This is a genomic window from Phenylobacterium composti DSM 19425, assembly GCF_059568645.1.
Genome location: NZ_JCANTT010000005.1, coordinates 15513 through 36873 on the forward strand (window position 1 = coordinate 15513; position 21361 = coordinate 36873).

General features: G+C 69.2%; 27 protein-coding genes and 1 tRNA gene. 7 read left to right on the forward strand and 21 right to left on the reverse strand.

Annotated elements, in window-relative coordinates:
• Nucleotides 1-2 precede the first annotated feature (2 nt).
• Nucleotides 3-1298 carry a UDP-N-acetylglucosamine 1-carboxyvinyltransferase gene (gene murA, locus BO64_RS02310; RefSeq protein ID WP_496401659.1) on the reverse strand — a complete coding sequence of 432 codons (1296 nt, stop codon included), beginning with the start codon at nucleotides 1296-1298 and terminating at the stop codon, nucleotides 3-5.
• 324 nt (nucleotides 1299-1622) lie between these two features.
• Here murA and BO64_RS02315 point away from each other — a divergent pair.
• A tRNA-Thr gene (locus tag BO64_RS02315) sits at nucleotides 1623-1697 on the forward strand.
• Nucleotides 1698-1960: 263 nt separating this feature from the next.
• Here the strand turns inward: BO64_RS02315 and BO64_RS02320 are convergent.
• The 6 genes from BO64_RS02320 to BO64_RS02345 form a co-directional block, all read right to left on the reverse strand.
• Nucleotides 1961-2392, reverse strand: a complete 432-nt coding sequence (locus tag BO64_RS02320; protein ID WP_496401660.1) for a hypothetical protein — start codon at nucleotides 2390-2392, stop codon at nucleotides 1961-1963.
• Complete coding sequence (locus BO64_RS02325) at nucleotides 2389-2820, reverse strand: D-Ala-D-Ala carboxypeptidase family metallohydrolase (protein WP_496401661.1); 432 nt, start codon at nucleotides 2818-2820, stop codon at nucleotides 2389-2391. The genes BO64_RS02320 and BO64_RS02325 overlap by 4 nt, the downstream gene beginning before the upstream one ends.
• A gap of 17 nt (nucleotides 2821-2837) precedes the next feature.
• Nucleotides 2838-3074 (reverse strand): hypothetical protein, encoded by a 237-nt coding sequence (locus BO64_RS02330; protein WP_496401662.1) that lies wholly within the window; start codon nucleotides 3072-3074, stop codon nucleotides 2838-2840.
• The gene (locus BO64_RS02335; protein WP_496401663.1) at nucleotides 3058-3330 is read right to left on the reverse strand and encodes a hypothetical protein; all 273 of its coding nucleotides are present in this window, start codon (nucleotides 3328-3330) and stop codon (nucleotides 3058-3060) included. The genes BO64_RS02330 and BO64_RS02335 overlap by 17 nt, the downstream gene beginning before the upstream one ends.
• On the reverse strand, nucleotides 3327-4232 hold the full coding sequence (locus BO64_RS02340; protein ID WP_496401664.1) for a hypothetical protein: 906 nt from the start codon (nucleotides 4230-4232) through the stop codon (nucleotides 3327-3329). The genes BO64_RS02335 and BO64_RS02340 overlap by 4 nt, the downstream gene beginning before the upstream one ends.
• An 83-nt stretch (nucleotides 4233-4315) precedes the next feature.
• The gene (locus BO64_RS02345) at nucleotides 4316-5848 is read right to left on the reverse strand and encodes a hypothetical protein (protein ID WP_496401665.1); all 1533 of its coding nucleotides are present in this window, start codon (nucleotides 5846-5848) and stop codon (nucleotides 4316-4318) included.
• 27 nt (nucleotides 5849-5875) lie between these two features.
• Here BO64_RS02345 and BO64_RS02350 point away from each other — a divergent pair, with 27 nt between their 5' ends.
• Nucleotides 5876-6370 (forward strand): tetratricopeptide repeat protein, encoded by a 495-nt coding sequence (locus tag BO64_RS02350; RefSeq protein WP_496401666.1) that lies wholly within the window; start codon nucleotides 5876-5878, stop codon nucleotides 6368-6370.
• On the forward strand, nucleotides 6367-7104 hold the full coding sequence (locus BO64_RS02355) for a glycosyltransferase family 25 protein (protein WP_496401667.1): 738 nt from the start codon (nucleotides 6367-6369) through the stop codon (nucleotides 7102-7104). Before BO64_RS02350 ends, BO64_RS02355 begins: the two co-directional genes overlap by 4 nt.
• Before the next feature lie 639 nt (nucleotides 7105-7743).
• On the opposite strand, the gene BO64_RS02360 is transcribed toward BO64_RS02355, so the two are convergent.
• From BO64_RS02360 to BO64_RS02400, 9 genes are all read right to left on the reverse strand, one after another.
• Nucleotides 7744-8160, reverse strand: a complete 417-nt coding sequence (locus BO64_RS02360) for a hypothetical protein (protein ID WP_496401668.1) — start codon at nucleotides 8158-8160, stop codon at nucleotides 7744-7746.
• A gap of 10 nt (nucleotides 8161-8170) precedes the next feature.
• A complete protein-coding gene (locus tag BO64_RS02365; RefSeq protein ID WP_496401669.1) occupies nucleotides 8171-8761 on the reverse strand; it encodes a hypothetical protein in 591 nt (196 codons plus the stop codon).
• Nucleotides 8761-9009 (reverse strand): hypothetical protein, encoded by a 249-nt coding sequence (locus tag BO64_RS02370; protein ID WP_496401670.1) that lies wholly within the window; start codon nucleotides 9007-9009, stop codon nucleotides 8761-8763. The genes BO64_RS02365 and BO64_RS02370 overlap by 1 nt, the downstream gene beginning before the upstream one ends.
• The gene (locus BO64_RS02375; protein WP_496401671.1) at nucleotides 9006-9629 is read right to left on the reverse strand and encodes a phage adaptor protein; all 624 of its coding nucleotides are present in this window, start codon (nucleotides 9627-9629) and stop codon (nucleotides 9006-9008) included. Before BO64_RS02375 ends, BO64_RS02370 begins: the two co-directional genes overlap by 4 nt.
• An 82-nt stretch (nucleotides 9630-9711) precedes the next feature.
• Complete coding sequence (locus BO64_RS02380; protein WP_496401672.1) at nucleotides 9712-10887, reverse strand: P22 phage major capsid protein family protein; 1176 nt, start codon at nucleotides 10885-10887, stop codon at nucleotides 9712-9714.
• A 180-nt stretch (nucleotides 10888-11067) separates the two neighbouring features.
• On the reverse strand, nucleotides 11068-11904 hold the full coding sequence (locus BO64_RS02385; protein WP_496401673.1) for a hypothetical protein: 837 nt from the start codon (nucleotides 11902-11904) through the stop codon (nucleotides 11068-11070).
• Between the two features lie 113 nt (nucleotides 11905-12017).
• Nucleotides 12018-13889 carry a portal protein gene (locus BO64_RS02390; protein WP_496401674.1) on the reverse strand — a complete coding sequence of 624 codons (1872 nt, stop codon included), beginning with the start codon at nucleotides 13887-13889 and terminating at the stop codon, nucleotides 12018-12020.
• A gap of 216 nt (nucleotides 13890-14105) precedes the next feature.
• Nucleotides 14106-15722 (reverse strand): L,D-transpeptidase family protein, encoded by a 1617-nt coding sequence (locus tag BO64_RS02395; protein ID WP_496401675.1) that lies wholly within the window; start codon nucleotides 15720-15722, stop codon nucleotides 14106-14108.
• 269 nt (nucleotides 15723-15991) lie between these two features.
• The gene (locus BO64_RS02400) at nucleotides 15992-16249 is read right to left on the reverse strand and encodes a GlsB/YeaQ/YmgE family stress response membrane protein (RefSeq protein ID WP_496401676.1); all 258 of its coding nucleotides are present in this window, start codon (nucleotides 16247-16249) and stop codon (nucleotides 15992-15994) included.
• A gap of 66 nt (nucleotides 16250-16315) precedes the next feature.
• On the opposite strand from BO64_RS02400, the gene BO64_RS02405 reads away from it, so the two are divergent.
• Nucleotides 16316-16516, forward strand: coding sequence for a hypothetical protein (locus BO64_RS02405; protein WP_496401677.1), 201 nt, complete (start codon nucleotides 16316-16318; stop codon nucleotides 16514-16516).
• Between the two features lie 137 nt (nucleotides 16517-16653).
• Here the strand turns inward: BO64_RS02405 and BO64_RS02410 are convergent, their stop codons facing one another.
• The 4 genes from BO64_RS02410 to BO64_RS02425 all read right to left on the reverse strand — a co-directional run bounded on the left by BO64_RS02410 (nucleotide 16654) and on the right by BO64_RS02425 (nucleotide 19197).
• Entirely contained in the window at nucleotides 16654-17994 is a 1341-nt protein-coding gene (locus BO64_RS02410; protein ID WP_496401678.1) for a hypothetical protein, read from the reverse strand.
• Nucleotides 17991-18299 carry a hypothetical protein gene (locus tag BO64_RS02415; RefSeq protein WP_496401679.1) on the reverse strand — a complete coding sequence of 103 codons (309 nt, stop codon included), beginning with the start codon at nucleotides 18297-18299 and terminating at the stop codon, nucleotides 17991-17993. Before BO64_RS02415 ends, BO64_RS02410 begins: the two co-directional genes overlap by 4 nt.
• Before the next feature lie 108 nt (nucleotides 18300-18407).
• Nucleotides 18408-18890 carry a hypothetical protein gene (locus tag BO64_RS02420; protein WP_496401680.1) on the reverse strand — a complete coding sequence of 161 codons (483 nt, stop codon included), beginning with the start codon at nucleotides 18888-18890 and terminating at the stop codon, nucleotides 18408-18410.
• 109 nt (nucleotides 18891-18999) lie between these two features.
• Nucleotides 19000-19197 carry a hypothetical protein gene (locus BO64_RS02425; protein WP_496401681.1) on the reverse strand — a complete coding sequence of 66 codons (198 nt, stop codon included), beginning with the start codon at nucleotides 19195-19197 and terminating at the stop codon, nucleotides 19000-19002.
• Nucleotides 19198-19507: 310 nt separating this feature from the next.
• Here BO64_RS02425 and BO64_RS02430 point away from each other — a divergent pair, with 310 nt between their 5' ends.
• Genes BO64_RS02430 through BO64_RS02440 form a run of 3 tightly spaced genes read left to right on the forward strand, consistent with a single transcriptional unit; the run spans nucleotide 19508 to nucleotide 21141 of the window.
• A complete protein-coding gene (locus BO64_RS02430; protein WP_496401682.1) occupies nucleotides 19508-20167 on the forward strand; it encodes a S24 family peptidase in 660 nt (219 codons plus the stop codon).
• A 47-nt stretch (nucleotides 20168-20214) separates the two neighbouring features.
• Entirely contained in the window at nucleotides 20215-20547 is a 333-nt protein-coding gene (locus BO64_RS02435) for a hypothetical protein (protein ID WP_496401683.1), read from the forward strand.
• 42 nt (nucleotides 20548-20589) lie between these two features.
• Nucleotides 20590-21141 (forward strand): SOS response-associated peptidase, encoded by a 552-nt coding sequence (locus BO64_RS02440; RefSeq protein ID WP_496401684.1) that lies wholly within the window; start codon nucleotides 20590-20592, stop codon nucleotides 21139-21141.
• Between the two features lie 13 nt (nucleotides 21142-21154).
• Here the strand turns inward: BO64_RS02440 and BO64_RS02445 are convergent, their stop codons facing one another.
• On the reverse strand, nucleotides 21155-21361 hold the full coding sequence (locus BO64_RS02445; RefSeq protein ID WP_309089736.1) for a DUF3126 family protein: 207 nt from the start codon (nucleotides 21359-21361) through the stop codon (nucleotides 21155-21157).

Genomic DNA, 21361 nt, shown 5'->3' on the forward strand with positions numbered 1-21361 from the left:
GCCTAGTCCTCTTCCGGCTCGCCGCGCTCGCCCTTGAGCCGGCGCACCTGAGCCCCGCAGGCGCCCAGCTTCTCTTCCAGGCGCTCGAAACCGCGGTCGAGGTGATAGACACGGTCCACAATGGTCTCGCCGTGGGCCGCCAGGCCGGCGATCACGAGGCTGACCGAGGCCCGCAGGTCGGTGGCCATCACGGGGGCGCCTTCCAGGGACGCTACGCCCCGCACGCGAGCCTCGCCGCCCTGCACCGAGATGTCGGCGCCTAAGCGACGCAACTCCGGGGCGTGCATGAAGCGGTTCTCGAAGATCGTCTCGCGGATGACGCTCTCCCCGTCAGCGAGGGTCATCAGCGCCATGAACTGCGCCTGCAGATCGGTGGCGAATCCGGGATAGGGATCGGTCTCGACCTCGACGGCCCGCAGCCGCCCCGGTCCGCGCCGGACAGTCAGGCCGTCCGCGTGCGGCGTCACCTCGACCCCGGCCTCCACCATCTTGTCGATGAGCGCCTGGATGAAATCGCTGCGGGTGCGGGTGAGGCGCACTTGGCCGCCCGCCATGGCCACGGCCAGGGCATAGGTGCCGGTCTCGATGCGGTCGGGCAAGACGGCGTGCGTCGCGCCCGAAAGGCGGCCGACGCCCTGGATGCGGATCTCGGGCGTGCCGGCGCCGCTGATCTTCGCGCCCATCTTGTTCAGGCACTCGGCGAGATCGTCGATCTCGGGCTCGCAGGCGGCGTTGCGCACCACCGTCTCGCCCTCCGCTAGCACGGCCGCGAGCAGGGTGTGCTCCGTGGCGCCGACCGAGACGATCGGGAATTCGACCTCGGCGCCCTTCAGGCCCCTAGGGGCCTGGGCATAGACATAGCCCTCGTGCAGGTCGATCCGTGCGCCCAGGGCTTCCAGCGCTTGCAGGTGCAGATCCACCGGCCTGGCGCCGATGGTGCAGCCGCCAGGAAGCGAGACCTTCGCCTGGCCGGAACGGGCCAGCAACGGCCCCAGCACATTGAACGAGGCCCGCATCTGCCGGACCAGATCATACGGCGCGAAGCCGCTGACGATCTCGCGGGTCGTCAGCAGCGTCTCGGCGCCGTCCGGGCCTTCCGATTCGACGACCTCGGTCCCGAGTCGCTGCAGCAGCTTGCCCAGGAACCGGGTGTCGGCCAGCCGCGGCATGTTGGTGAGCCGCAGCGGCTCATCCGTGAGCAGGCTCGCGGCCATCAGCTTGATGGCTGAGTTCTTGGCGCCGCTGATCGGGATTTCCCCTTCCAGCCGCGCGCCGCCGGTGATGGCGATACGGTCCAAACCTAATCCTTCACGCGCGGAGCCCGCGTGCAGCCGCGGTCGCCCTTCGTCGCGATATCTAACGTGCGCGCCGAACCGCGCAATGGTCGTCAGTCGGACGCCGGCGGCTTCGGAGCCGGCTTGGCCGCCCCGCCAGCCTTGCGGCGTCGCAGATTCGCCCTCAGCGCGGCTGCGAGCTTGGCTTCGCGCGATTCCGCGGGCGGCTTGCCTCGATCCTTGGGGTCCATGATCGAGGGGTGCGATGCGTCATCCACATCGTCAAGCATGTGAGCGTGAGATTGGGGCTTCACGAGCCGCCTCTGGCCCGCTATAGCGCCCGCCTTCGCCGCCGTAGCTCAGTGGTAGAGCGCATCCTTGGTAAGGCTGAGGTCGGCAGTTCAATCCTGCCCGGCGGCACCACGGTCCCCTAAGCTTTCAAGAGCTTAGGGGACCGCCACTCCTCTCCCCACATCGCCGAACTGCCCGCGGCTTGGCCTAGCGCCGCGTTTCAGGCGCCGAATCGCAGTGGCCAGTGTGCGGGGCGCATTCTTACCTAGGGCCGCTTGCGGCGAACCGCTTCGGCCTCAAGGGCATGCTCTGCTTCGTGCGTTTCCACGGCCAGTCGCCGGGCGGCGTCGCAGGCCACGATCTGCGCCCCCCGCGTCGCATAGCCGATCTCGAGATCAGCCTGGCTCGGCGCCTTCGGCAGACGATGCAGGGCGCAGGGCATGGTCGCCTCGGGCGGCATCTGAAGCTGGGGCGCAACCGGCAAGCTCGGGCGCGAGGCGGCACAGCTCGTCGTCATGAGCGTGCAGGCGAAGGGTACGATCAGCGGGGAGCGGGGCATGGGCGTCCTCGGAAGTCATGGCGTCTCTGTTGAGGCGGATTGCGGTCTCAGCCGCGGCTTCGCGCAGCCGGAGCACCACCTCCGACCGCTGGGCGCTCTCGCGTTCGCCCTGGGCCTCAAGGCCGGCGATGGCCGCCTGGGCCATCGCGGCGTCCACCTTCGGCCGTTCGCCGGCCGCACCCTCGATCCGGCCCTTCCAGTAGAGCCCCAGGGCGGCGGCGAGCAGCAGGCCGCCTCCCGCCAAGGCCGCGGCGCTCCGCGGCGTCACGGGCGCAGCCCCAGCTCATAGCCGCCACCCGGCCGCTTGGTCAGGACTTGCCGACGCATGCGCGGCTCGAACGAGATATGCACCCACGTTCCCTCCTCGATCAGCTGATCGAAGGGGATCTCCGAGCGGGCGATGGCGGCGCAGACCGCGCGGGGACCGCCATACCCATGGCAGTTGAAATCCACCGCGTGGCCGGTGAGGTGGGCCGAGGTGCGCGCACCACCGACGGCTCGGTTCAGCGCCGGAGAGCGATAGCCGCTTGTGACGGTGATCACTCTGTCGCCCAGCAGCCGCCGGACCTCCTCCATCCGGGCCGCAGTTGTCCGCAGCGTGGCCACCACCTCAGAAGGGGGCGTGTTATCGATCTCGCGATGCTGAGTGCCCACGAGTTCTTCCAGCGCAAAATGCGCCGTCAATTTCGTCGTCATCAGGAAGTCCTTGCGGGCTAGTCGCCGCGCCGCGCGGCCGCGGCTAGCTTGGCCCAGTCAGTGACGGTCGCCCCTGCCAGATACAGGGTGGCCATGATCACATTGGCTGCGATCAGAGCGAGGCCCAGCCACTTCAGCGCGCTGGGGTCATCCAGGCGACAGACGATGGCGATCACCCCGGCGCTGTTCAGCAGCGTCGTGACGTAGGTGTAGATCCGCCGCCAGAGCCAGCGGACCTCAATCGGCGGCGGCATGGCGCACCTTCTGGTAGGAGGACGGCGCGGCCGCCTCCAGGCGGTCCAGGCGCGAGGCGTTGTCGCTCCACACCTGGGCCAGGGCCCAGGCGAGCAACGCAATCACAAGGCCCCAGGAGCGGGCTTTCAGCCCCTCCACCGCGCGAAGGGTCGAGGCCGCCGCGGCCTTGATCTCGGCGAGCCGCTCCTCGCAACGCGCCTCATGATCGGTCAACCGCTGCTCAACGGCCGCCAAACGTTCGGATTGGGTGCTCATGGAAACGAGGTCTTTCGATTGACCTCGACGCCCGACGTCTTGGTCTTGCTGCGTTCGGACTCATTGAGCTGTTCGCCGGCGAACATGCTGTAGGGCAGCCCGCCGAGCATCGCGACGATCTGCTGGGCATGGGAGATGGGGGCCTGGCGATACTGTTGCTCGACCTCGCGCAGGGCCGATCCGAGTTCGCCTTGGGTCGCGATGTTCGCACGCTGGTCGCCCTCGTAAGCGCCCACGAGACTGGCCAGCTGGTCAGCCGCCCGCAGCCTTTGATCCTGGCCCGCTAGGTACTGGCCAACACGCTGGTTCCAGTCCTGCTGCGCCATCTGGGCGTTGGCCAGGGCGGCCTGCTGGCGACGGTTGGCGTCGTCGCTTGAAAGCGCCGCGCCGCGGGTGAAGGCCTGATCTCGCAGGTTGGCGCTCGTGGTCGCCCGCGCGCGCGCCAAGGCGTCTTCCGTCATCGACCTGGTCAGGGCGGCGCCCGAACCCCCGAAGGCGCCGGAAGCCGCAAGCTCAAGGTCCTGCTGCGCCCGGGTCCGGCCCGCGCCGTAGTCGAAGTCGGCGAGCGCGGCGTCCACCACGTCCTGGGTGTACGGGCTCATATAGGCCGGCAGGTTGTCGAGCAGGCTTTCCCCGCGCACCCTCGGCGTGGCCGGCGCCTGCATGTAGTTGTCGAGCCAGTTGGAGCTGGCCACGCCCCGGGTCACATCGAGCGCGCCTTCATAGTTCCAGAGCTGCCCGCCCAGGTTCTGGGCGGTGTTCGCCGCCTGCCCCTGCAGCCCATGGACGGGCGCGACCAATGACGTCGGGTCCAGCGACATCAGGCCGTCGATCTGGCCTGTCGCGCGCTGAACGGCATTGGAGATCCAGTCCGGGACGATCGGCGTCCGGGTCGACGTCAAGCTCCGGTCCTTGGTCTCCTTGGTCGAGGAGGTCTTGCTTTCAAAGCCAAAGCCCAAAGAAATTCTCCTTTTGTTCTAGCGCCTTAACGGCCGCCCGCAAACGTCACATCGAACATCGGCCGCCCGATGCGGCTGCCCGTCGGGGCGCTCTCTCCGGAGAACCGCACCCGGAAGAGCCGGCCGCTCATCAGGAGGTCCGTCTTCGCTTCGCCCGGCGCCATCGTCCGCGAGACGACGACCTGCGAGGCCTGCTGCGGGCTGAACCGCGCGGAGAGGGTCAGCGTCACCGGCCCGGCCTGGTCCTTGAAGTCGGGCCAGATTTCGCGAACCAGCAGGGTGCGGTCGGGATCGAGCTGGCTGTCCGCGCTCTCGATGAACCAGGAGAACTTGCCGCCGTCGGCCGAGCGGCCCTTCTCGTGGAAATAGACCTCGCCGTCGTAGGTGACGCCGATGGGATAGGCCGATGGCCCGGCGTCCACGAAAGCGGTCCTGGCCATGATGCCCTTGTGCCACGCGCCGGCGTCCGGCCCGCTGAGGGCAATGGCGAGGTAGCGGCTGTTCTCGTAACCGTCGCGCCGGTCGGGGTAGTCGAACCGCACCTCCGAGAACTCGGAGTTCGAGGAGGCGACCACCTTGTCGCCCTGGCTCGCCGCCAGCTCCTCGGCGAAATCACGCCGGATCGGACAGGGAATCGGTTCCGGCTGTCCGCCCAGGGCATAGCGGTAAAACTGCCGATCGGGGCTCACCCAGAACGCCTGCTGCCCCACCACCACCGCCGCGTTCGGCCCGATCAGGCCGCAGTTCCGGCCGATGCGATCGAACCGCCAGGGCTGATTCAGTGCGCCTACGAAAGTCCCCAGGAACAAGGCATCGCCGGTCCACACCAGCATGTACGGCCCGCACATCCGGCCCGCCACGATTCGTCCGCCGCCGGTCAGGATGTATTCCCGCGCCGTGGAGCCGGACGCGCTCGTGCTCCACTGGGTGTTGTTGCGGATGGAGGAATGCCGGATGCAGAGCGGGTTGAAGGTCCCGGAGACCTCCTCGTTGCAGCCCAGCGCAAACACCTGGTAGCCGCCGTTCAGCGGCGCCACAAGCATGTAGGTGACATTGGCGGGCGCATCGGCCAACGGCTCCGCCCTCGCCCCGGCGTCGTTCGTCCAGGCGAAGATCGTCTGGTCCCGCGGCGAGGCCAGGAGATGCTGCCCCCAGGCGCCGAACGACCAGGTCAGCGGGAAATAGTCCATCGCCGACGCCAGGCCGTAGCCGCCCATCCCGAACCCGCCGGTCCCATAGCCGGCCGAGCCCGCGCCATCGATCGCCCCGGCCGTGAAGCCGGCCTCCGGCGTGATGTCGAACAGCTCTCCGCCCCGCCACAGTTGCAGACTGGCATGGGTGCCGAAGGCGATGTTCAGCGTCCCCGTGTTGTCGGTCCAGGGGAAGATCCCGCGGCAGACCCCGGAGAGCTTCTGCTGGGTCAGGCTTTCCCAGCCGCCGATCGTCTGCGGAAGGCCCAGCCGGAACCGCACATTGGACCCGTCGGCCCAGCGCCCCGCAGAGGCGAACGTGGTGTCGTCGCCGTGTAACCCCGGCGGCGGTTCGAGAGGGATGCGCATCCGACGACCTGCTGCTAGTGGGAATCCATGATTTCGATTGCGGAGCTCGGCCGCCGCGCCGGTGCCCTTGAACGCGAGGGTCGCTACGAAGAGGTCGAGGCTGTGCGCCGCGAAGTTCTGCGCCGCGATCCGGCCAACGGCGCCACCCGATACGCCTTGGCGGTTCTCAGGCTGCGGCAGGGCGATTGGGTGGAGGGCTGGGGCCTCTACGAGGCCAGGCGTGACCTGCCCGGGCGACGGACGAAGGAGCCGCACCCCAGCTACCCTGAATGGCGCGGTGAAGAGATCAGCTCGCTGCTGGTGTGGTGGGAACAGGGCTTGGGCGACCAGATCATGTTCGCCCGCTGGGCGTCCCAACTGGTCGCCCGTGGAATCTCCGTGGCCCTGGTCTGTTCGCCGCCCCTGGCCCGCCTCTTCGCGCCGCTCGGCGCCCAGGTGATCCCTGCGTCAGGCTCTGTAACGATCATCCGCCAGCCCAGCCTTGGCGACTGGAGCGGCGCGCTGGACCGGCTGGCGGCATGATCTGCGGCTACATCAATCTTGATCGCGCCACCGAGCGCAGGGGGTATATGGAGGCCCACTTCGCGGAGCTAGCCCCGCCGGGGGTCACGCTCACCCGGACGCCGGCCATCGACGCTTCGGAAGCCGCCTCCGCCCCCGGTGGTGCATCGGCGACCGAAAAGGCGTGCTTCCTCAGTCACCTCAAGGCGATCCGCGAACTGCACGACGGCCGCTCGCATCTCCTCGTGCTCGAGGACGACGTGATCCTGTCGCCTGCCGCGTTCACCGCGCCGCTGCAGGCCGCCGGAAACTGGGATCTGCTGCTGCTCGACGCCGCCATTGGGGACATTCGCCTTTGGCCGGCCTTGGAAGCGCGGCGACAGGCGGCGGGAGGCGCCATCGGCTTTCTCGATCTCTCGGCGATGCAGTTCGCATCTGCCGCGGCCTACGTCGTCAATGGTACTTCGAAGGAACACGTGCTTGCAGCCTTCGCGACAACGCCGATGAATGCTCCTTACGACATCACCATGCGAGCGCTCATCCACGCCGGCCGGCTACGGGCCTGCCTGGCTTTCCCCTTTGTCAGCAGCATCGCCGCGTTCAGCGACAAGACCTCGCAGATCAGGACTCCGACCCCCGTGGACGAACTATCGAACGCCTTCCGGCGGCGGATATTCGACGGCGTGGGAGATGGGCGGTCGGCGGCGGAGCTTGCCGAAGAGATGGCCCGCGCCCTCAAGGCTAGGCGGCAGTAAAAACAAAGGTTATCCGGCCAATCCCGCCAACACCATTAGTCGCTACACTCCCGCCGCCAGGCCCTGGTGTTTGTGATGCACCACCGCCATTACCGGCTTCGACTGTCGCGCCGTACTCGCTGAAGCCGGCTGCACCGCCTCCACCGCCGTTGCCGTTGCCAGCTGCCCCGCCGGCGCCGCCGCCTTCGCCCTTCGATCCATTCACCCCCGCTGCGCCACCAGAGCCACCGCGGCGATGAGCATCACCGCCCGTGCCATAGCCACCAGCACCGCCATTTGGCCCGCTCTTTCCGCCCTGGGCAACAACGCGCCCTTCCGAAGGCGTCTGAACAAAGCTGTCGCCGCCGTCAGAGCCCCCGCTGGGCGCACCTACTGCGTAAAACAGGGAAGCACTCGGTGGGCAAAAGAACCGCTTTCGCGCAGCCCCGCCGCCGCCACCTCCCGGGCGATTTGACCCCGAACCTGCCCCGCCCCCCGCGCCGATCAGAAACACCTCGCACCAGGACGGCACCGGGGGCGAGACCTGGGTGCCGGGGCCGCCTTCGGTCTTCTGGAAGATTCCCAAGTACCGCGGCGGACGCCCGCCCCGCTTCCGCCCATCCATCCCCTGGGCGACAAACCCTCGAAGCGGCTGACGCATCAGTAGTCCGCCCACTCGGCGACGAAGACGAAGCTCTTGCCGATGGACGGCGCGACGTAGAGCTGCTCGCCGGGCGCCAGGATCATCGGATTGTCGTCCGAGTAGCCGAAGTCGACCCTGATGGGCGCGTCGGTGGCCGACACCGTGTCGTTGGTCACCGCCGCGGCGTCGGCCCAGTATTTGGTCTCCCCACCGTCGTTCGAGCGGAACACCTGCACCACGCCGGTCGTCCCGGTGCTCTCCTGGGGCATGGCGTAGAGGCGCGTGAGCCGTCCGCCGTTGCTCCCGGCCTCCAGCAGCAGCGCCGTGTTCGTCGGGCTGGCGGTCGGCGGATAGGTCGCCTGCGCCGTGCCGTAGACGACATAGGCAGACTTCGGCGCTTGCGGCGTAACGATGCTGTTCGGTGTCGTGGGCATTGCTGTTCTCCTAGAGGGCGACGGCGAGCGCGACCTGGACGCCCAGAATCCGCTGCGCGTAGTCGGCAAGATCTGTGCTCGCGATCGAGGCCCAGCGGGCGGTCTCGCCGTCCGTCTTGACGAACCGGCCCGCATTACCGGCCTGGGCCGGCAGGTTGCCGGCGTTGTAAGTCCAGGCGACGGCCTCGACCCATTGCTTGATCGAGGCCCCGCCATAGCCGGGCGTCTTCACGTCGACCCCGTCGGTGGCGATCCACACCATGTCGCCGGGGTCCACGGCCACCGACGCGCCTGCGCCGGTGCTCAGGGTGACCAGCCCCCCGCAGGCGTTCCAGACCAGATAACTCTTGCTCACCGGCGGCAGCGTCACGGTGAACGGCCCCGCCTCGCCGGTGAACTTGATCATCGCCGCGCGGGCCTCGTCGTCGCCGGCGTTGGCGGTGGTAAGCGCCGCATCGCCGGCCAGCGGCTTCGTCAGCCAGCCGGCCACGGCGTAGTCGGCGTGGGCGAGCGTGGCGTTCAGCTTCTCGCCCCACAGGTTGATGTTCTCGCCGGTGAACTGCAGCTCGAAGCGCAGCGACGGCGACCAGGAAGAAGGCATCAGGCGATCACGGCTCCCGTGTCTTGGCGGATCCAGTGAACCCCGTCCGAATGGGCGAGGACGTTGAGGTCGGTGACGAGGAGGAGCGTCCGCGGATGGGCCGCCGCGGGGGGCAGCCCCGCCTGGTCGGCAGCGAACAGCGGCGTGGGCGCGCCCGGCGCCTGCAACGCGGCGATGGCGTCATGGAAGCTCTTCAGCACGGCGCGCACGCCTTCGGGCAGGCCCGGCCCGGTCGGCGCCAGCATCATGCCCGCTCCCGCATCAGGCCCAGCAGTTCGGTCGCCAGGGTCTGGGCCGCGCGACTGCGAGCCTCCTTCTCATTCGCCTCCGCCAGGGCCCGGGCGAGCCTGGCCTCATAGGCGTGGGCCAGTTCGGCGTCCCGCAGGAACGGCGCGGCCTCGCACAGGGTCGCGAAGAGATAGACGTCCGGATGGCCTGCCAGCAGCGCGTTGGTCGGCTCGGCCTCCGACAGCGCAAACTTCCGCAGCATCCGCAGGCCGACTGCGTAAGGCTGGTCCGCCGGACGGTCGAAGGCGAGGTTCGCCCCATCGATGGTCCAGGCGCACGGCTCGCCGCGCAGGGAGGAGACGCCCAGAAGCGCGGCCTCGACGAACGGCAGGGCCAGCCGCCCCGCGGACCGGATCAGCCACAGAGCCAGCGGCTCGGCGAAGGCGGCCGGAAGCGGGATCGTCCTGAGCCCTGCCGGCAGCGCCAGCTCCTGTTCCGCCTCGGCCAGACGCGCCCGCAACACGCGGTTCAGCCGCACCTCGGCCAAGGTGATGAACTCCGGGATGCGCGCCGCCAGATCGCTGCGCGCAAGCCAGTTCGCCGCCGCGGCCTGCAGCTCGGCGTAGGTGGTGATCGCCATGTGAAATTTCCGAAGGAACGGCCGGGAAAGTGCAGGCGGCCCTCGCCGAGGGCCGCCCGCGGCTAGCAGCGAGAGGAAACCGCTAGTTGTTGGCCAGGCGGCAGGCGAGCTGCGGCCGGATGGTCTTGAAGCCGTAGAGCACGTCCAGACGGCACGGGAACTTGTCCGAATTGATGTCGTACTGGCGCACGATCCGCATCGAGATCCCGTCGAACACCTCGCGGCTGGCGAAGTCGACGCCGCGGGGCATCACCATGTCGGCGGTGGCGAAGGCGAACGCGCCCTTCTGGTAGGCCATGGAGATGCCGTGGGCCGCGCCGGCGTTCCCCGCGAAAGTGATGGCTGCGCCGGCCGCGGGCGAGCCGGTCACGTTCTGGCCGGCGCCCGTGGTCACGATGGCCGGGCTGATCTGGATCGTGCCGGCCCCGCCCGCATAGTCCTCGCTGACGACGAACTGCTGGAGCACGCCGGTCGACTGCTTGGTCTCCGGATGCACCCGGTTCACGCTCGCGATGGTGAAGACGTCGCCGGCCTTCAGGGCGCCGGTCCCGGTGTTCACCGCCAGGGTCGAGCCGGTCTGGCCGGCGCCGTTCACGAGATAACCGTTGCCCGCCCCGCGCACATGCGCCGGCCACAAGGTGTTCTCCATGAAGTCGAACCCGGCGGTCCGCCCCATGAAGCCCTCGCGGTTTTGCCGGCTGATCACGCCCTTGTCGTTGAACAGGCCCTTCAGCGCGTCCACCAGGTCGACGTTGTCCTGGGTGTTCAGATTGCAGGTTCGGGCGTTCAGCGGCGCGAGGTTGTCGACCAGGATCTTCCGCGCCTGCAGCACCTTGGCGAAGCTGGCTGGCTGCCCGGTGTTGGTCACCTGATTATAGACATCCTTGTACATGCTCATGGCGTCGGCCTCGATGTTGGCCGCCAGCACGCTCATGGCCGGTTCGATGATCCGCTCCGAGAAGTCGTCCAGGCTCATGGTCAGGTCGATGCTGGTGAAGTTCAGGTCCACGCCCTTCTGGGTCTGGACCTTCAGCTCCACGGCGCTTTCGACGGTGTCCTGGGCGGCCAGGGTCGCGCCGGTCCGCACCGTGTACTGATTGGGCAGGCGCACCTTCAGGGTGTCGCCCACCTTGGCGCCCTGCTGGGCGAAGCTGTCGTCGTATTCGCGCGTGATCGTGCCCACGAAGTTCAGCTTCTGGTGCAGCACGCGCAGCGCCTCCCGCGTCACCGCGGTGGCGGTCAGGATGGAATTGGGCATCCGTCGTCCTTGTAGATGTTGATGTCGCGCCGCGTTCAGCCTTCCGAGGCGCTCGGCGCGCGTGTTCGAAAGGCGCCGGCTCGGCCGGCGGCGGCTGGGGAACGGCCTCATCACCTTGCTCCCGGGCCGTGGCGCGTGGCGCTTGCTCGGGACGGCGCGAGCCGTGGAGGTGGCGACCCGTCAGCGGGCCCTGGCGGCCTGCTGATTGCGGCGGGCCATCCATTCTCGGGTGCCGAGTTCGTCCCGCACGCCCCCGCCGGTGGCGACCCCCGCCACGCGTACGGCGGGGCGGACAGCATAGGCCTGCGAGACCACGTCCTGCTGCGAGGTCTGATCGGCGCGCCAGGCTTTGTGCAGCAGCTTCCACAGCCGCGGGTCGGCGGTCTCCGCCAATTCCTCCAGCGTCACGCCGAAGGCCTGGGCGTACTCCACGAGCTTGGCGGCCGTCTCAGGCGACCAGCCGTCGATCTCGCGCGCCAGGGTCCGGCCGGTTTCGGCCATGCGCTCGGCGGCGGCGCGGGCATGCTCCAGTTCGGCCCGCGCCTCGGCATGGGCCACGGCCTCGGCCAGCTGCTCTCGCGCCTGCGCAATATCCTCATATTGCGCCCACAGCTGCTGGGCGGCCTCCGGATCCTCGGCTTCATAGGCGCGCCAGTCCACCTGCTCGAACTCGGACAGATAGTGGTCCAGCACCGCCAGGCGGGTGCGCTCCTCGCTCATGCCTCGGCCAGCGCGCTGTGCGAGAGCCTGGCGCTCGACCTCGAACGCCCTGCGCTGTTCGGCCAGTTCCTGGGTCTTCCGTGTGTAGTCCGCCTGCCGAAGGACCGCCCCCCGCAGGGCGCCCGGCATGACGTACACTTGGCCGTCCAGCTCGAGTTCGAACAGGTCCTCCTCCTCGGGCGCTTCGTCCTCGCCCGGTCCCGCGTCCTCGGCCAGGGCCGCCTCCTCTGCCGCGAGGGCGAGCGCGTCGGCGCGCGCGAGCTCTTCGCCCGCCGCGATGGGGTGTCTGTCTTTCATGGTTGTCCTTGGGATTAGCGCCTGGTCAGGGGGAGGATGGGCCCGGCGCAGAGGGCATCGCGGAGCCTCTCCGCCATTCCGCAATCCACCGCTTCGCGTCGGCGATGCGCCGCCTAGCTTCGCATCGCCTTGAGGCGGTTGGTCTCGGCCTCGAAGGCTTCGATCTCCAGTTTGCGGGCCTCATGCACACGGTCGCGCTTCAGGGCCTCGATCTGGGTCCGCGCCGCGGCCAGGGCCTGCGCCAGCTTGGCGATCTGGGCTCTTGCCTGCTCGATCTCCGGCGGGACGCCCTTCACCTGGGGCGGCAGCAGGGCCGCCAGGCGTTTGGCGATCTCGTCGGCGCCCGGCCAGTCCAGGTTCCGCGCCAGGAGGTCCGCGATGACCGGCGCCGCCGCCGGATAGGCGCGGATCAGTTCGATCATCTGCGTCGCGGCTTCCTCGCGGCGGCTGGTGAAGCTTGGGCCCGATCGCACGGTCAGGTCGTACTTGCCGGCGGTCAGGTCGTAGATCCTGCCGATCTTCCGCAGTTGCTCGCCCGCCTGGCCGCCCGGCGCGACGCCGACGCTCCTGGCCGCCCCATCCTGCCCCAGCACACGCACCACCCGCGGCGTCGCGTACACCTTGGGGATGAGGTCCAGCATGATCCGTCCGGCGTGCCGGATCGCCCGGGCCAGATTGTCGATGTAGTGGAAGGTCGAGACGTCCCCTTCCCTCTGCCGGGCCATGATCGCCCGGCCGCTGGTCTCATTGGACCGGGCCCCCAGGCTCGCGTCATAGAGGCCCATGATCGCCTTCATGTCGTCCGAGGCGTTCAGCGCCTCCTGCAGCGCCCCTGCAGGAACGCCCGCGAACGGCTGACGGACAGGCGCCTCGGGGCCGTCGTATTCGATGTAGGCGTGGCTCTGGACATTGGCGGTCGCCCACTTCGCGCTGTCGGTCTCGAACGCTCCCTTTCGGCCGATGAACGGCGCCTTGGGCGCCAGCGCCACCAGCTCGGTGGAGGTGGTGCGCCAGTAGTTGAACATCCGCTGCGGGTCCTTGGCGTCACGCACCAGGCTGCGCAGCCGCCGGCGGCCGTCCACGATCAGTTCCTCGCCATAGACCGGCACGATCGGAATGAACCGGCCTGCCCAGTCGATGGTCTCCAGCACCTCGGCGCCGGTCATGATGCGCTGCACGACCTTGTGGCTGGCCACCTGCCGCGGCCGGCCGACGACGCTCACCCCCAGGGCGTCGAACATCGCCTTTTGCGCACCGTAGGCCGCCTCATCGATCACCTGGCCGTCCGAAAGGGCCAGGATCGTCCGGGTCGTCTGTTCCCGCCGCCAGTACTCGGCGATCATCACGCGATCGCCGTCCAGCCACGGGGCCGACAGCTGGCCGTAGGTCTCGCCCTCCCAGTCCACCGCCTGCGCGCCCTTCCAGCGCGCCTCGAACGTGGCCCTCGGCAAGGTGTCCACCACGAAGGCCGTATTCCAGTCGGCGCTGTCCGCCGCCGTCGACTCCGGGTCTCCATAGATCGCGAACGGGTTCGCCACCCGCTCCACCACTATGTCCTGATCGAAGCCGTCGTCGGTGGAATAGCGGGTGTTGATCCGGAAGTAGCCGACCCCGCTCGTGACCGCGAAATCCAGGGCCGTATCGTAGGCGACCTCGGCGTCCGAACTCTGCTCGATATGCCGGATCAGGCCGTTGAACACCTCCGCCGTCTCGGGATCGGCGCCGGAATCCAACGGATGCACCACGATCGCCGGCTTGTTCAGCCGCGCATCGTTCACCACCTGGCGGATGAAAGTTGGGAGCCGGTTGATGGTCAGCACCGGCCGCCCTTCCCGTTCCCGCTCCCGCCGCACCTTCTCGGGCCACTGTTCCCCCAGCCTCGCGAAGCGCAGGTCATCCAGGGCTTCGCGCCGGTTTTCCGCCTCGGCGTCGGCCGCCAGGTCGAAGGCCTCGCGGGCCTCGCGGATCAGGTCATCGTCAGACAAGGTGAGCCCCATAGGCAGGCGCCCGCGCAGGGCCGGACCCGGCGGGTGAACGGAAACAGACGAAAGGGAGGGGGCGACGGGCCTAGGCGGCTCCGTCCTGAACGTCAGAGCACCGCCCGTCGCCGGGCGCACTCATCAACAGTGGCATTCTTATCGCAAAAACGCGCGCGCTCGTCAAGAACAAAAAGCGAAACATATGCGCCCGCGGCGCGGGGTTCAGTCAGCGGCCGGCGCCGCCTCCGCCTGAGCCCGCCGAGCCGCGAAGGCCGCGTCACGACCATAGACGTCCGGGCGGAACACCAGGCCGGTCTCCGTAGGCATGGCCGTGAAATAGGTGATGTAGACCGGGACAGGCGCCTCCAGGTCGATCTGGCGTTCCTCCCCGCCCACCGCGAGCGCCGCCTCCGCCCGGTCCTCGTCCACCAGCAGCTTCGCCAGCCTCATGGCGTCCTCGAGGCGCACGCAGCCCGAACTCGCCAGCCGCTGCGAGCGGGCGAAATCGCCCTTGTGCGGGGTGTCGTGCAGATAGATCCCGAGCGGGTTGGGCAGCATCAGCTTGACTTTGCCCATCATGTTCTTGGGCCCCGGCTTCTGCCGAACCCGCACGCTCAGCGTCCCCGCCGCTACCGCCTTCCAGTCCACTTTCGCCGGATTCAGCACGGGCGCATCGTCAGTGTAGTCGGCCAGCACCTCCAGGCCCTCGTCCTCCACATAGGACAGGCCTCGGGCCAGCACCTTGGGTGCGATCGAAGTACGCACTAGGTCCTCTGGCACGTTCCAGTACGGGTTGAAGATCAGGTGCCGGACCATGCCGGCCATCATCGGCGTCGGCTGATCCGGCTTGCCGACGACGACCTTCATGTTCAGGGCCACCTCTCCGTGCTCGTGGAACCAGAGTTCCCCCGCGGCGGCGTCCACCAGCAGATATCGATCGCCGAACGAGGCCGGCAGGGCCTTGGCGCGCTCCAGGTTGATCTCGATCAGGCGCTCGTAATGCGCCGGACCTGCATTCAGGGCGCGGATCGTGGCCGCGTCCGCGGCGCCCGTGGGCTCCAGGCCGTGCGCCCGCTGGAAGGCGCTCACCGCCTCGACCAGCAGGCCGTCGTAGGGTTCGCCCGTCTCGGGAAGCCCGAGCCGCGCTCGGAGCTGATCGACCCGCGCACCTTTCGTCCCCGGGGTCAGGTCACGCCCCGGCGCGATCCGCACCTCGGGCAGGCCTGCCCATTGGGCGCGGTATTGCTCCAGCGCCCGAGCCAGATCCTCATGGTATCGGTTGCGCGGCCCGCCCCGCGGATCGGACCGCCGTTGCTCGGCCAGGAGATGGCCCACGGTCGGCGCCTCGGCGGCGGCTTCAAGCCGCGCCCGACCGCCAGACTCCTGCGGCTGCCTGAGGCCCGGATCCACATAGGCCAGGGCGACGCCGTCAGCTTCATCGCCCAACTCCGAGACCTGCCCCGCGCCGCGGGCATAGGCCTGGGACAGCGCAAGCTCGATCTCGGCCAGACGCCACGGGTCCCGAACCTCCGCCTCGATCTCAACGCCAAGGGCTTCAGCCAGACGGTCGACATCCAGCCGCAGTCGCCCCGGCGCCCACAGCGGCCGGAAGTTGCGGTCGCGATAGAAGTCGGCCACCTCGGTATCGACCGCGCCCGTTTCCAGCCCGGCCTCGATCTGGGCCTCCAGGGCGCGCGCCACGTCCAGCCGTGTCGCCGACCGCGCCCCGGGCGGCGGATCGGGCCGCCAGAGCGACTGCGCCTGGGCGGCCATTGGCGCGCCGAGGGCGGCAACGATCAGCCCGACGATCAGCCGGCAAGGCAGGGGCGCGCGCCTCATTGCTCGGGATATTCTCCTGTCCGCTTCTCAGCCGGGTTCTCTCGCGCCGACGGCTGGCGCCACGCCCCAGGCCGCAACACGCATCGTCCCGTCGCCATTCAACGCACACCTACGCTTGAAGTCCTCGCACGCAGCCAAGGTTCCCGGCGTGCGCGCCAAAGCACAGACCCACCTGCGGCGATGCAGGGCGACCCCGACCATCCAGGCAGCACAAGGCCGGCGGACGGTTCCCCGTCGCGCCGGCCTGGCGTCGTCCAGCTTCTAAGGCGTTAGGCCCGCCGACGCTGGAACAGGCCCAGCAGGAACAGCAGCAGGATCGCACCCAGGGTCGCGATCAGCAGGCTGGGGATGATCCCTTCGCCCGGATCGAAGCCGATAGCGGTCGCGATGAAACTGCCTAGGAACGCGCCGACGACGCCCACGATCAGGTTGGTGAGCAGGCCGTGATTGCGGCGCATCACCTTCTCAGCGATCCAGCCGGCCAATATGCCGATGATGATCGCGCCAATAATGCCAACGCCATCCATGTAACCAGTCTCCTATCTGTCCGTGGGGCTAATGCGGGGGCTCTGCCAAGGTTTCATCAGGTCGGCGTGACCGGCAGGGTGCGCGCCTTGGTCGCGGGGGCTGCAACCGCGGCGGCGTGGAGCAGAATCGCCGCCTTCGCCACGGTGGCGGCCATGCAGTGGCGGCCCCTCGGCTTCAGCGAATATCTGGCCAGCGTTCTTGGCGGTCTGGGTCTCGGGGCTCTCCTCGCGGCCGTCGCGATCGTCGCCGCTTCCGTTCCGTTCTGAGCGCCCCACCCCGGGGAACCTCTCCCCTGCGCGACGGGTTTGGGGATCGTGCGGCGCCCTCCCCCCGACGAGCCCCTCCGCGCCGCACCCGCTGAACGAAGACGCCCCGGCTCCCCCCGGCCGGGGCGTTGTTCGTTTCACCCCATCCACGACAGCGGCCCACCGCCCACCCGCCGCGTCTGCCGAGACGCCGGCGCCCCGCGCCGGTGCAGGGCGAACTCGCCAAAGGCGTCGGCCCCGTGACTGGCCTGATCATGCAGCGGCCCCGCATAGCTCCGCGTGGCGCGGTTCCAGCGCTTGCGATAGGCGCGCATCCGTTCGAGGCCGAGGGCGCAGCGCTCCGCGTCGAACCAGGTGACCGGGATCATTAGCCGGGCGGCGTTCACCCGCTCCTCCGGGTCCGTCGCCGGGCCGGCCGACACGCCCGTCAGCCCCAGGGAAGCGAGCGTCTCGAGGCGAGATCGCCCGGTCCCAAGCTCGCGTACCATCACATCATGGGGGAGATGGTGAGTCCCATAGGCGTATGGCCTGGCGGCTATGGCCTCGCGGACAACCGCAGCAAGCCCCTGGCCCTGGGTCTCGAAATAGTCGATCGCCCGCACCTCGCGCCCGACTTGCTGGAAGAACCAGATCGCCGTGTAGTCGTCGATGCCGAGGTCCCAGGCCGTGTCCACCTTGAGCGCCGGATCGTGCGGCACGCGGCCGATGCGACCCGCCTTCTCCGCTTCCCCCAGCAGCACTGCGTAGTAGGCGCCGGGGGCAGCGGCGTCGAAGTCCACCAGGTACTCGGAAGCGAACCGCGCCTCCCCTTCCTCCCGAGACCCCAGTTCGGCCACCAGTTGCGCCCGCTCCTTCTCCAGCTGCTCAGGCGTGAAGACGTCGGTCGTGGTCGCGGGAGCCCGCTGGGTGAACCACTCCGGGTCGCGCTCCCGCGCCTCGAAGGCCCGGGTCGCGTGGTTGCGCCCCCGGGGCGTCCAGAGGAACAGGGCCCAGCCCCCGTTCTCGGCGAGGATCGGGCGGATGAAGTCCCAGGCGTCGGGCTTGGCCAGCGCCCATTCCGAGAACACCACCCCCACCGGCGGCGAGCCCACCAGCGAGTTGTAGTTGTCGGATCCGGCCACCTGCCAGACCGCACCGTTGCGGAAATGGATCGCCATCTCGCTGTCGCGGGTGCGCTCGCGAATCTCCGGCGGGAAGGCCTCGTCGATCCGCCGACGCCCGGTGTGTGGGTTCACCGCGTCCCAGATCGCCTTGCGGCCCTGGCTGGCCTCGGGCAGCAAGTGCCAGTAGACGCCGGCCCGCTGGACGATCTGGGTCGCCGTCCAGTGCAGGGCGACCTCGTCCTTCCCCCATCGGCGGTGCGCCGCCACATCGGCGCGAAGGCCCCCATATTCCAGATACTGCATCAGGGGCTTCTGATACTCGCGCGGCGTCCAGCGCGACGGCAGCTCGGGCAGCTTGCCCTTGCGGCGGCTCACCCCGCCCCCTCCGCCTCGCCGTCCCTCCGCTCGGGCGGGTCGGTGAACCTGCGCACGATCACCGTCATGCCGCGTGGGCCCGGCTCCGCCTCGGCCTCGCCAGGCCGCGGTCGGCCATAGCCCCGATCCAGGATCTCCCGCGCCGCGGCCAGCCTCACGGCGGTCTGGCCCTCGCTGTTCATGATCTTCTCAAGCGCCTCGAGCGCATCGAGCGCCTTGGTGCGGGCCGCTCGCCGCACCGCAGCGACCGACGCGGCCCTGGACTTCTTTTTCGGCGATTGGCCGTCGCCTTCTGATGTCGCCATCATCAACTCCAATGAATGAAAGCCCGCCCGCCTGGCCCGCGCCGCGTGGCCAGCATCAGACTTGGGGCTTGTTCAACTCGGCGCGGCCGCGATCCCCCGGCGCCGGCGCTAGGCCGTGGCGAGTATGTTCAGGGCGACCTTCAGGACCGCCTCCAGCTTCAGGCCCTCCCGCTCGCCGCCGGCCGCCTCCCGCGGGGTTTTCTCCTCGCCGCAGATTTGATCGCAGGCGGTCACCAGGTCCGGCTGCATCAGAAGCCGCCGTCGATAGGCTTCGAGCGCCGCAGCGGCCTGCGCGCTCCCATGCGCCCGCGCCACCAGTTGCTTGAGGGACGGCCCTGCGGCGCTGAAGTTGGCCTGGGCTACGGCCTCTAGGGTCGAAGGAATGGCCGGATCGAGCCGCACGCGCCGGTAGGCCGCCCCATAGCGCTCGCCCGCCGCCGCCTCGTCCGGCGTCACACGCCCCTTCCGCAACAGCCATTCCAGCCCGCTCAGGCGCCGCACAGGCTGCGCGCGCGTCTTGCGCCCGGTAGGCGTTTCGAAGGCCGCCCCGCGGGCGCGCGACAGGGCCACCGTTTCGGCCACACCGTCCATCACCGCCCGCGCTTCGGCCCGCGCCTGTGTCTGGCGCTCCAGGCGCAGCAGCGCTCGCGCGCCGCCGGCGCGGTGTCGATGTTCCCCATGCTCGTCTCCTGAAGCTGCGTCAGCGGCCGGCGCCGCGCGCCACCACCGCATCGGCCAGGCGATAGACGGCCTCGCCCGCCGCCCGATCGCCTTCGATGATCACCAGTCCGGCCGCCGTATGCGCCAGAAGTTCACGCAGGAACTGCGCCCGCTCGGCCGGCGCGCGCCGGCTCAGGGCCCGGGCGACGACCCGCGCCGCGTCGGGCGGCGGTGTCATGACGCGATTGCGGGAAAACCGCCCGCCGCCATTACTGCCGCCACATGGCCGTCATGGTCAGCGAATCTCGGCTGCGCCTCGCCGCGGCCGGCCCCGGCCCGGAAGATCCGCTCTTGCCTGCGTCCGATATTGTCGCACAGGCCCAGTTCACTCTGGGCGCGCCAGGCGGGAGCGCCGCCCCGGCGCAGGTTTGCATAGGCCAGTGCGGCCCAAGGTGGATGCTGCTCGCTCATGCATACTGTATATTACATACACTCGCATTGCGCAAAGGCTTTCTGCAGGTTACCTACAGCGACGTGACATCACAGCGATGATCGGAACGATGATGGACGGCCGCGCCGCCCGCCTGCGCCAAGCCCGTATCGACAGGGGCTTCGAGACCGCCGCCGCTGCCGCCGATGCGTTCGGCTGGAGCCGCAACACCTACGCCTCGAACGAAAACGGCAACGCGCCCTTCTCGTATCGCCGGGCCAAGGAATACGCCGCCGCCTTCGGGGTCCGTCCCGAGTGGCTGTACGACGCCGCCGGGCCCATGGCCGCCGCCGGCGAACCCGGCTTCGTGCAGGTGATCGGCCGGGTGGGCGCCAATCCCGAGGGCGTCGTCCTCTTCGCCACGGGGCAGGATCCCGCCGAACTCGCCCCGATCCCGCCCGGCGGCACCGATAAGGCGGCCGCCCTCAAGGTCGTCGGCCACTCCATGCACGGCGTCGCCGACGACGGCGCCCTTATCTATTTCGAGGATCAGCGCACCCCGCCGACGCCCGACATGCTGGGCCATGTGGTGGTTGTCGAGACCGACACCGACGAGGTCCTGGTCAAGCGGCTCCTGCGCGGCTCGCGCCCCGGCCTTTATGACCTCGAAAGCGTTGCCGGCCCCATGCGGCGGGATGCGCGGCTGCGCTGGGCGGCGCACATCACCGCCATCATCCCACCCTTCCAGGCCCGCCGCATCATTCGCGGCGCAGCTTAGATACAGAGAAAATTTGCCCCGACCTGTATTTTTGATACAGTTTTGGGATGACGGAAGAAGAACGGCTCGAGCGCTTCCGCGCGGACGCCTATGAGCGCGATGCGGCGGCGGTTCGCGGCGTAGCCTGGTCGGGCCTCGGCCCTGAACCGTTCCGGCCGCGCAGTCCTGCCGCCCTGAGACGCGACACGGTCCAGCGTCAAGCCGCCCTCGACGCCTGGCGCCGAAGCGCCGCCGGCCGCGTCCTCGACGCCCTGGTGGAGGTTGAGCGCCGAGCCGAGGCGATCCGCACCGCCTTCGCCCGCGATCCGTCCCAGGACGTCAGCCGGCATGGCCAGGCCCTCGCGCAGGCCGCCCGCGAGGTGTTGCGCGCTCTTCGCTAGCTCGCTTGCCAGCGGCGCTGGCCCGGGCCACCTCTTGAGGCCATGTGCAACGAGTTCAGCGCCCAGCGCTCCCTCGACGACCTGCTGCGCGAGTTCGGCCGACTGAACATCCCGCTCGACTGGAAAGGTGGTCGCCCCAACCTCCAGCCGCGCCCGTCGGTCCGCCCGACCGACCCCGCCCCCGTGATCGTCGGCGAAGACGGCGGAGCCCGGTTAAAGGAGTTGCGTTGGGGCTTCCCGAACCCAAAGGGCGGCCCGGTGATCAATTTCCGCTCGGAGGGCCGCCGCTTTCCCACCGGCCGCTGCCTGGTGCCGGTGGACGGCTTCTATGAGTTCACAGGCGCGAAAGCGCCTAAGTCCAAGTGGCTGTTCGAGGCCGCCGACGGCGCCATGCTCGGCGTGGCCGGCCTGGTCCGCGATGATCGGTTCACCCTGCTGACCTGCGCCCCCGGCCCCGACATGGCGCCCTACCACGACCGTCAGGTCGCGATCCTGCCCCGCGAGCACTGGGCCGCCTGGCTGGGTCCGCCGGAAGAGCAGCCGCCCATCGAGCCGCTGCCCGCCGGCAGCCTGAAGGTCACCCAGGTCCGCTAGGCGGGATCCGCGCCTATGGCAGGTCTTCGGCCAGGATGGCCATTTCGAACATGAACGAGCCGTCCTCGTCCTCGTCCTGGAAGACCACGCCCACGAACTCCTCGCCGATATAGACCTCGCAGGAATCCTTCTGCTTGGGCCTCGGCACGAGGGTGATCCGCGCATTGGCGAAGGTCCCGCGCAGATGGCCTTCGATCTTGCGGATAGTCTTCTCGTCCAC

What these genes read in the sequence shown, in the direction of transcription:
- BO64_RS02325 (WP_496401661.1), bottom strand. Translation starts at nt 2,820, where the DNA reads ATGACGACGAAATTGACGGCGCATTTTGCGCTGGAAGAACTCGTGGGC.
- BO64_RS02330 (WP_496401662.1), bottom strand. Translation starts at nt 3,074, where the DNA reads ATGCCGCCGCCGATTGAGGTCCGCTGGCTCTGGCGGCGGATCTACACC.
- BO64_RS02335 (WP_496401663.1), bottom strand. Translation starts at nt 3,330, where the DNA reads ATGAGCACCCAATCCGAACGTTTGGCGGCCGTTGAGCAGCGGTTGACC.
- BO64_RS02345 (WP_496401665.1), bottom strand. Translation starts at nt 5,848, where the DNA reads ATGCGCATCCCTCTCGAACCGCCGCCGGGGTTACACGGCGACGACACC.
- BO64_RS02350 (WP_496401666.1), top strand. Translation starts at nt 5,876, where the DNA reads ATGATTTCGATTGCGGAGCTCGGCCGCCGCGCCGGTGCCCTTGAACGC.
- BO64_RS02355 (WP_496401667.1), top strand. Translation starts at nt 6,367, where the DNA reads ATGATCTGCGGCTACATCAATCTTGATCGCGCCACCGAGCGCAGGGGG.
- BO64_RS02360 (WP_496401668.1), bottom strand. Translation starts at nt 8,160, where the DNA reads ATGCCCACGACACCGAACAGCATCGTTACGCCGCAAGCGCCGAAGTCT.
- BO64_RS02365 (WP_496401669.1), bottom strand. Translation starts at nt 8,761, where the DNA reads ATGCCTTCTTCCTGGTCGCCGTCGCTGCGCTTCGAGCTGCAGTTCACC.
- BO64_RS02370 (WP_496401670.1), bottom strand. Translation starts at nt 9,009, where the DNA reads ATGATGCTGGCGCCGACCGGGCCGGGCCTGCCCGAAGGCGTGCGCGCC.
- BO64_RS02375 (WP_496401671.1), bottom strand. Translation starts at nt 9,629, where the DNA reads ATGGCGATCACCACCTACGCCGAGCTGCAGGCCGCGGCGGCGAACTGG.
- BO64_RS02380 (WP_496401672.1), bottom strand. Translation starts at nt 10,887, where the DNA reads ATGCCCAATTCCATCCTGACCGCCACCGCGGTGACGCGGGAGGCGCTG.
- BO64_RS02385 (WP_496401673.1), bottom strand. Translation starts at nt 11,904, where the DNA reads ATGAAAGACAGACACCCCATCGCGGCGGGCGAAGAGCTCGCGCGCGCC.
- BO64_RS02395 (WP_496401675.1), bottom strand. Translation starts at nt 15,722, where the DNA reads ATGAGGCGCGCGCCCCTGCCTTGCCGGCTGATCGTCGGGCTGATCGTT.
- BO64_RS02400 (WP_496401676.1), bottom strand. Translation starts at nt 16,249, where the DNA reads ATGGATGGCGTTGGCATTATTGGCGCGATCATCATCGGCATATTGGCC.
- BO64_RS02415 (WP_496401679.1), bottom strand. Translation starts at nt 18,299, where the DNA reads ATGGCGACATCAGAAGGCGACGGCCAATCGCCGAAAAAGAAGTCCAGG.
- BO64_RS02420 (WP_496401680.1), bottom strand. Translation starts at nt 18,890, where the DNA reads ATGGACGGTGTGGCCGAAACGGTGGCCCTGTCGCGCGCCCGCGGGGCG.
- BO64_RS02425 (WP_496401681.1), bottom strand. Translation starts at nt 19,197, where the DNA reads ATGACACCGCCGCCCGACGCGGCGCGGGTCGTCGCCCGGGCCCTGAGC.
- BO64_RS02430 (WP_496401682.1), top strand. Translation starts at nt 19,508, where the DNA reads ATGATCGGAACGATGATGGACGGCCGCGCCGCCCGCCTGCGCCAAGCC.
- BO64_RS02435 (WP_496401683.1), top strand. Translation starts at nt 20,215, where the DNA reads ATGACGGAAGAAGAACGGCTCGAGCGCTTCCGCGCGGACGCCTATGAG.
- BO64_RS02440 (WP_496401684.1), top strand. Translation starts at nt 20,590, where the DNA reads ATGTGCAACGAGTTCAGCGCCCAGCGCTCCCTCGACGACCTGCTGCGC.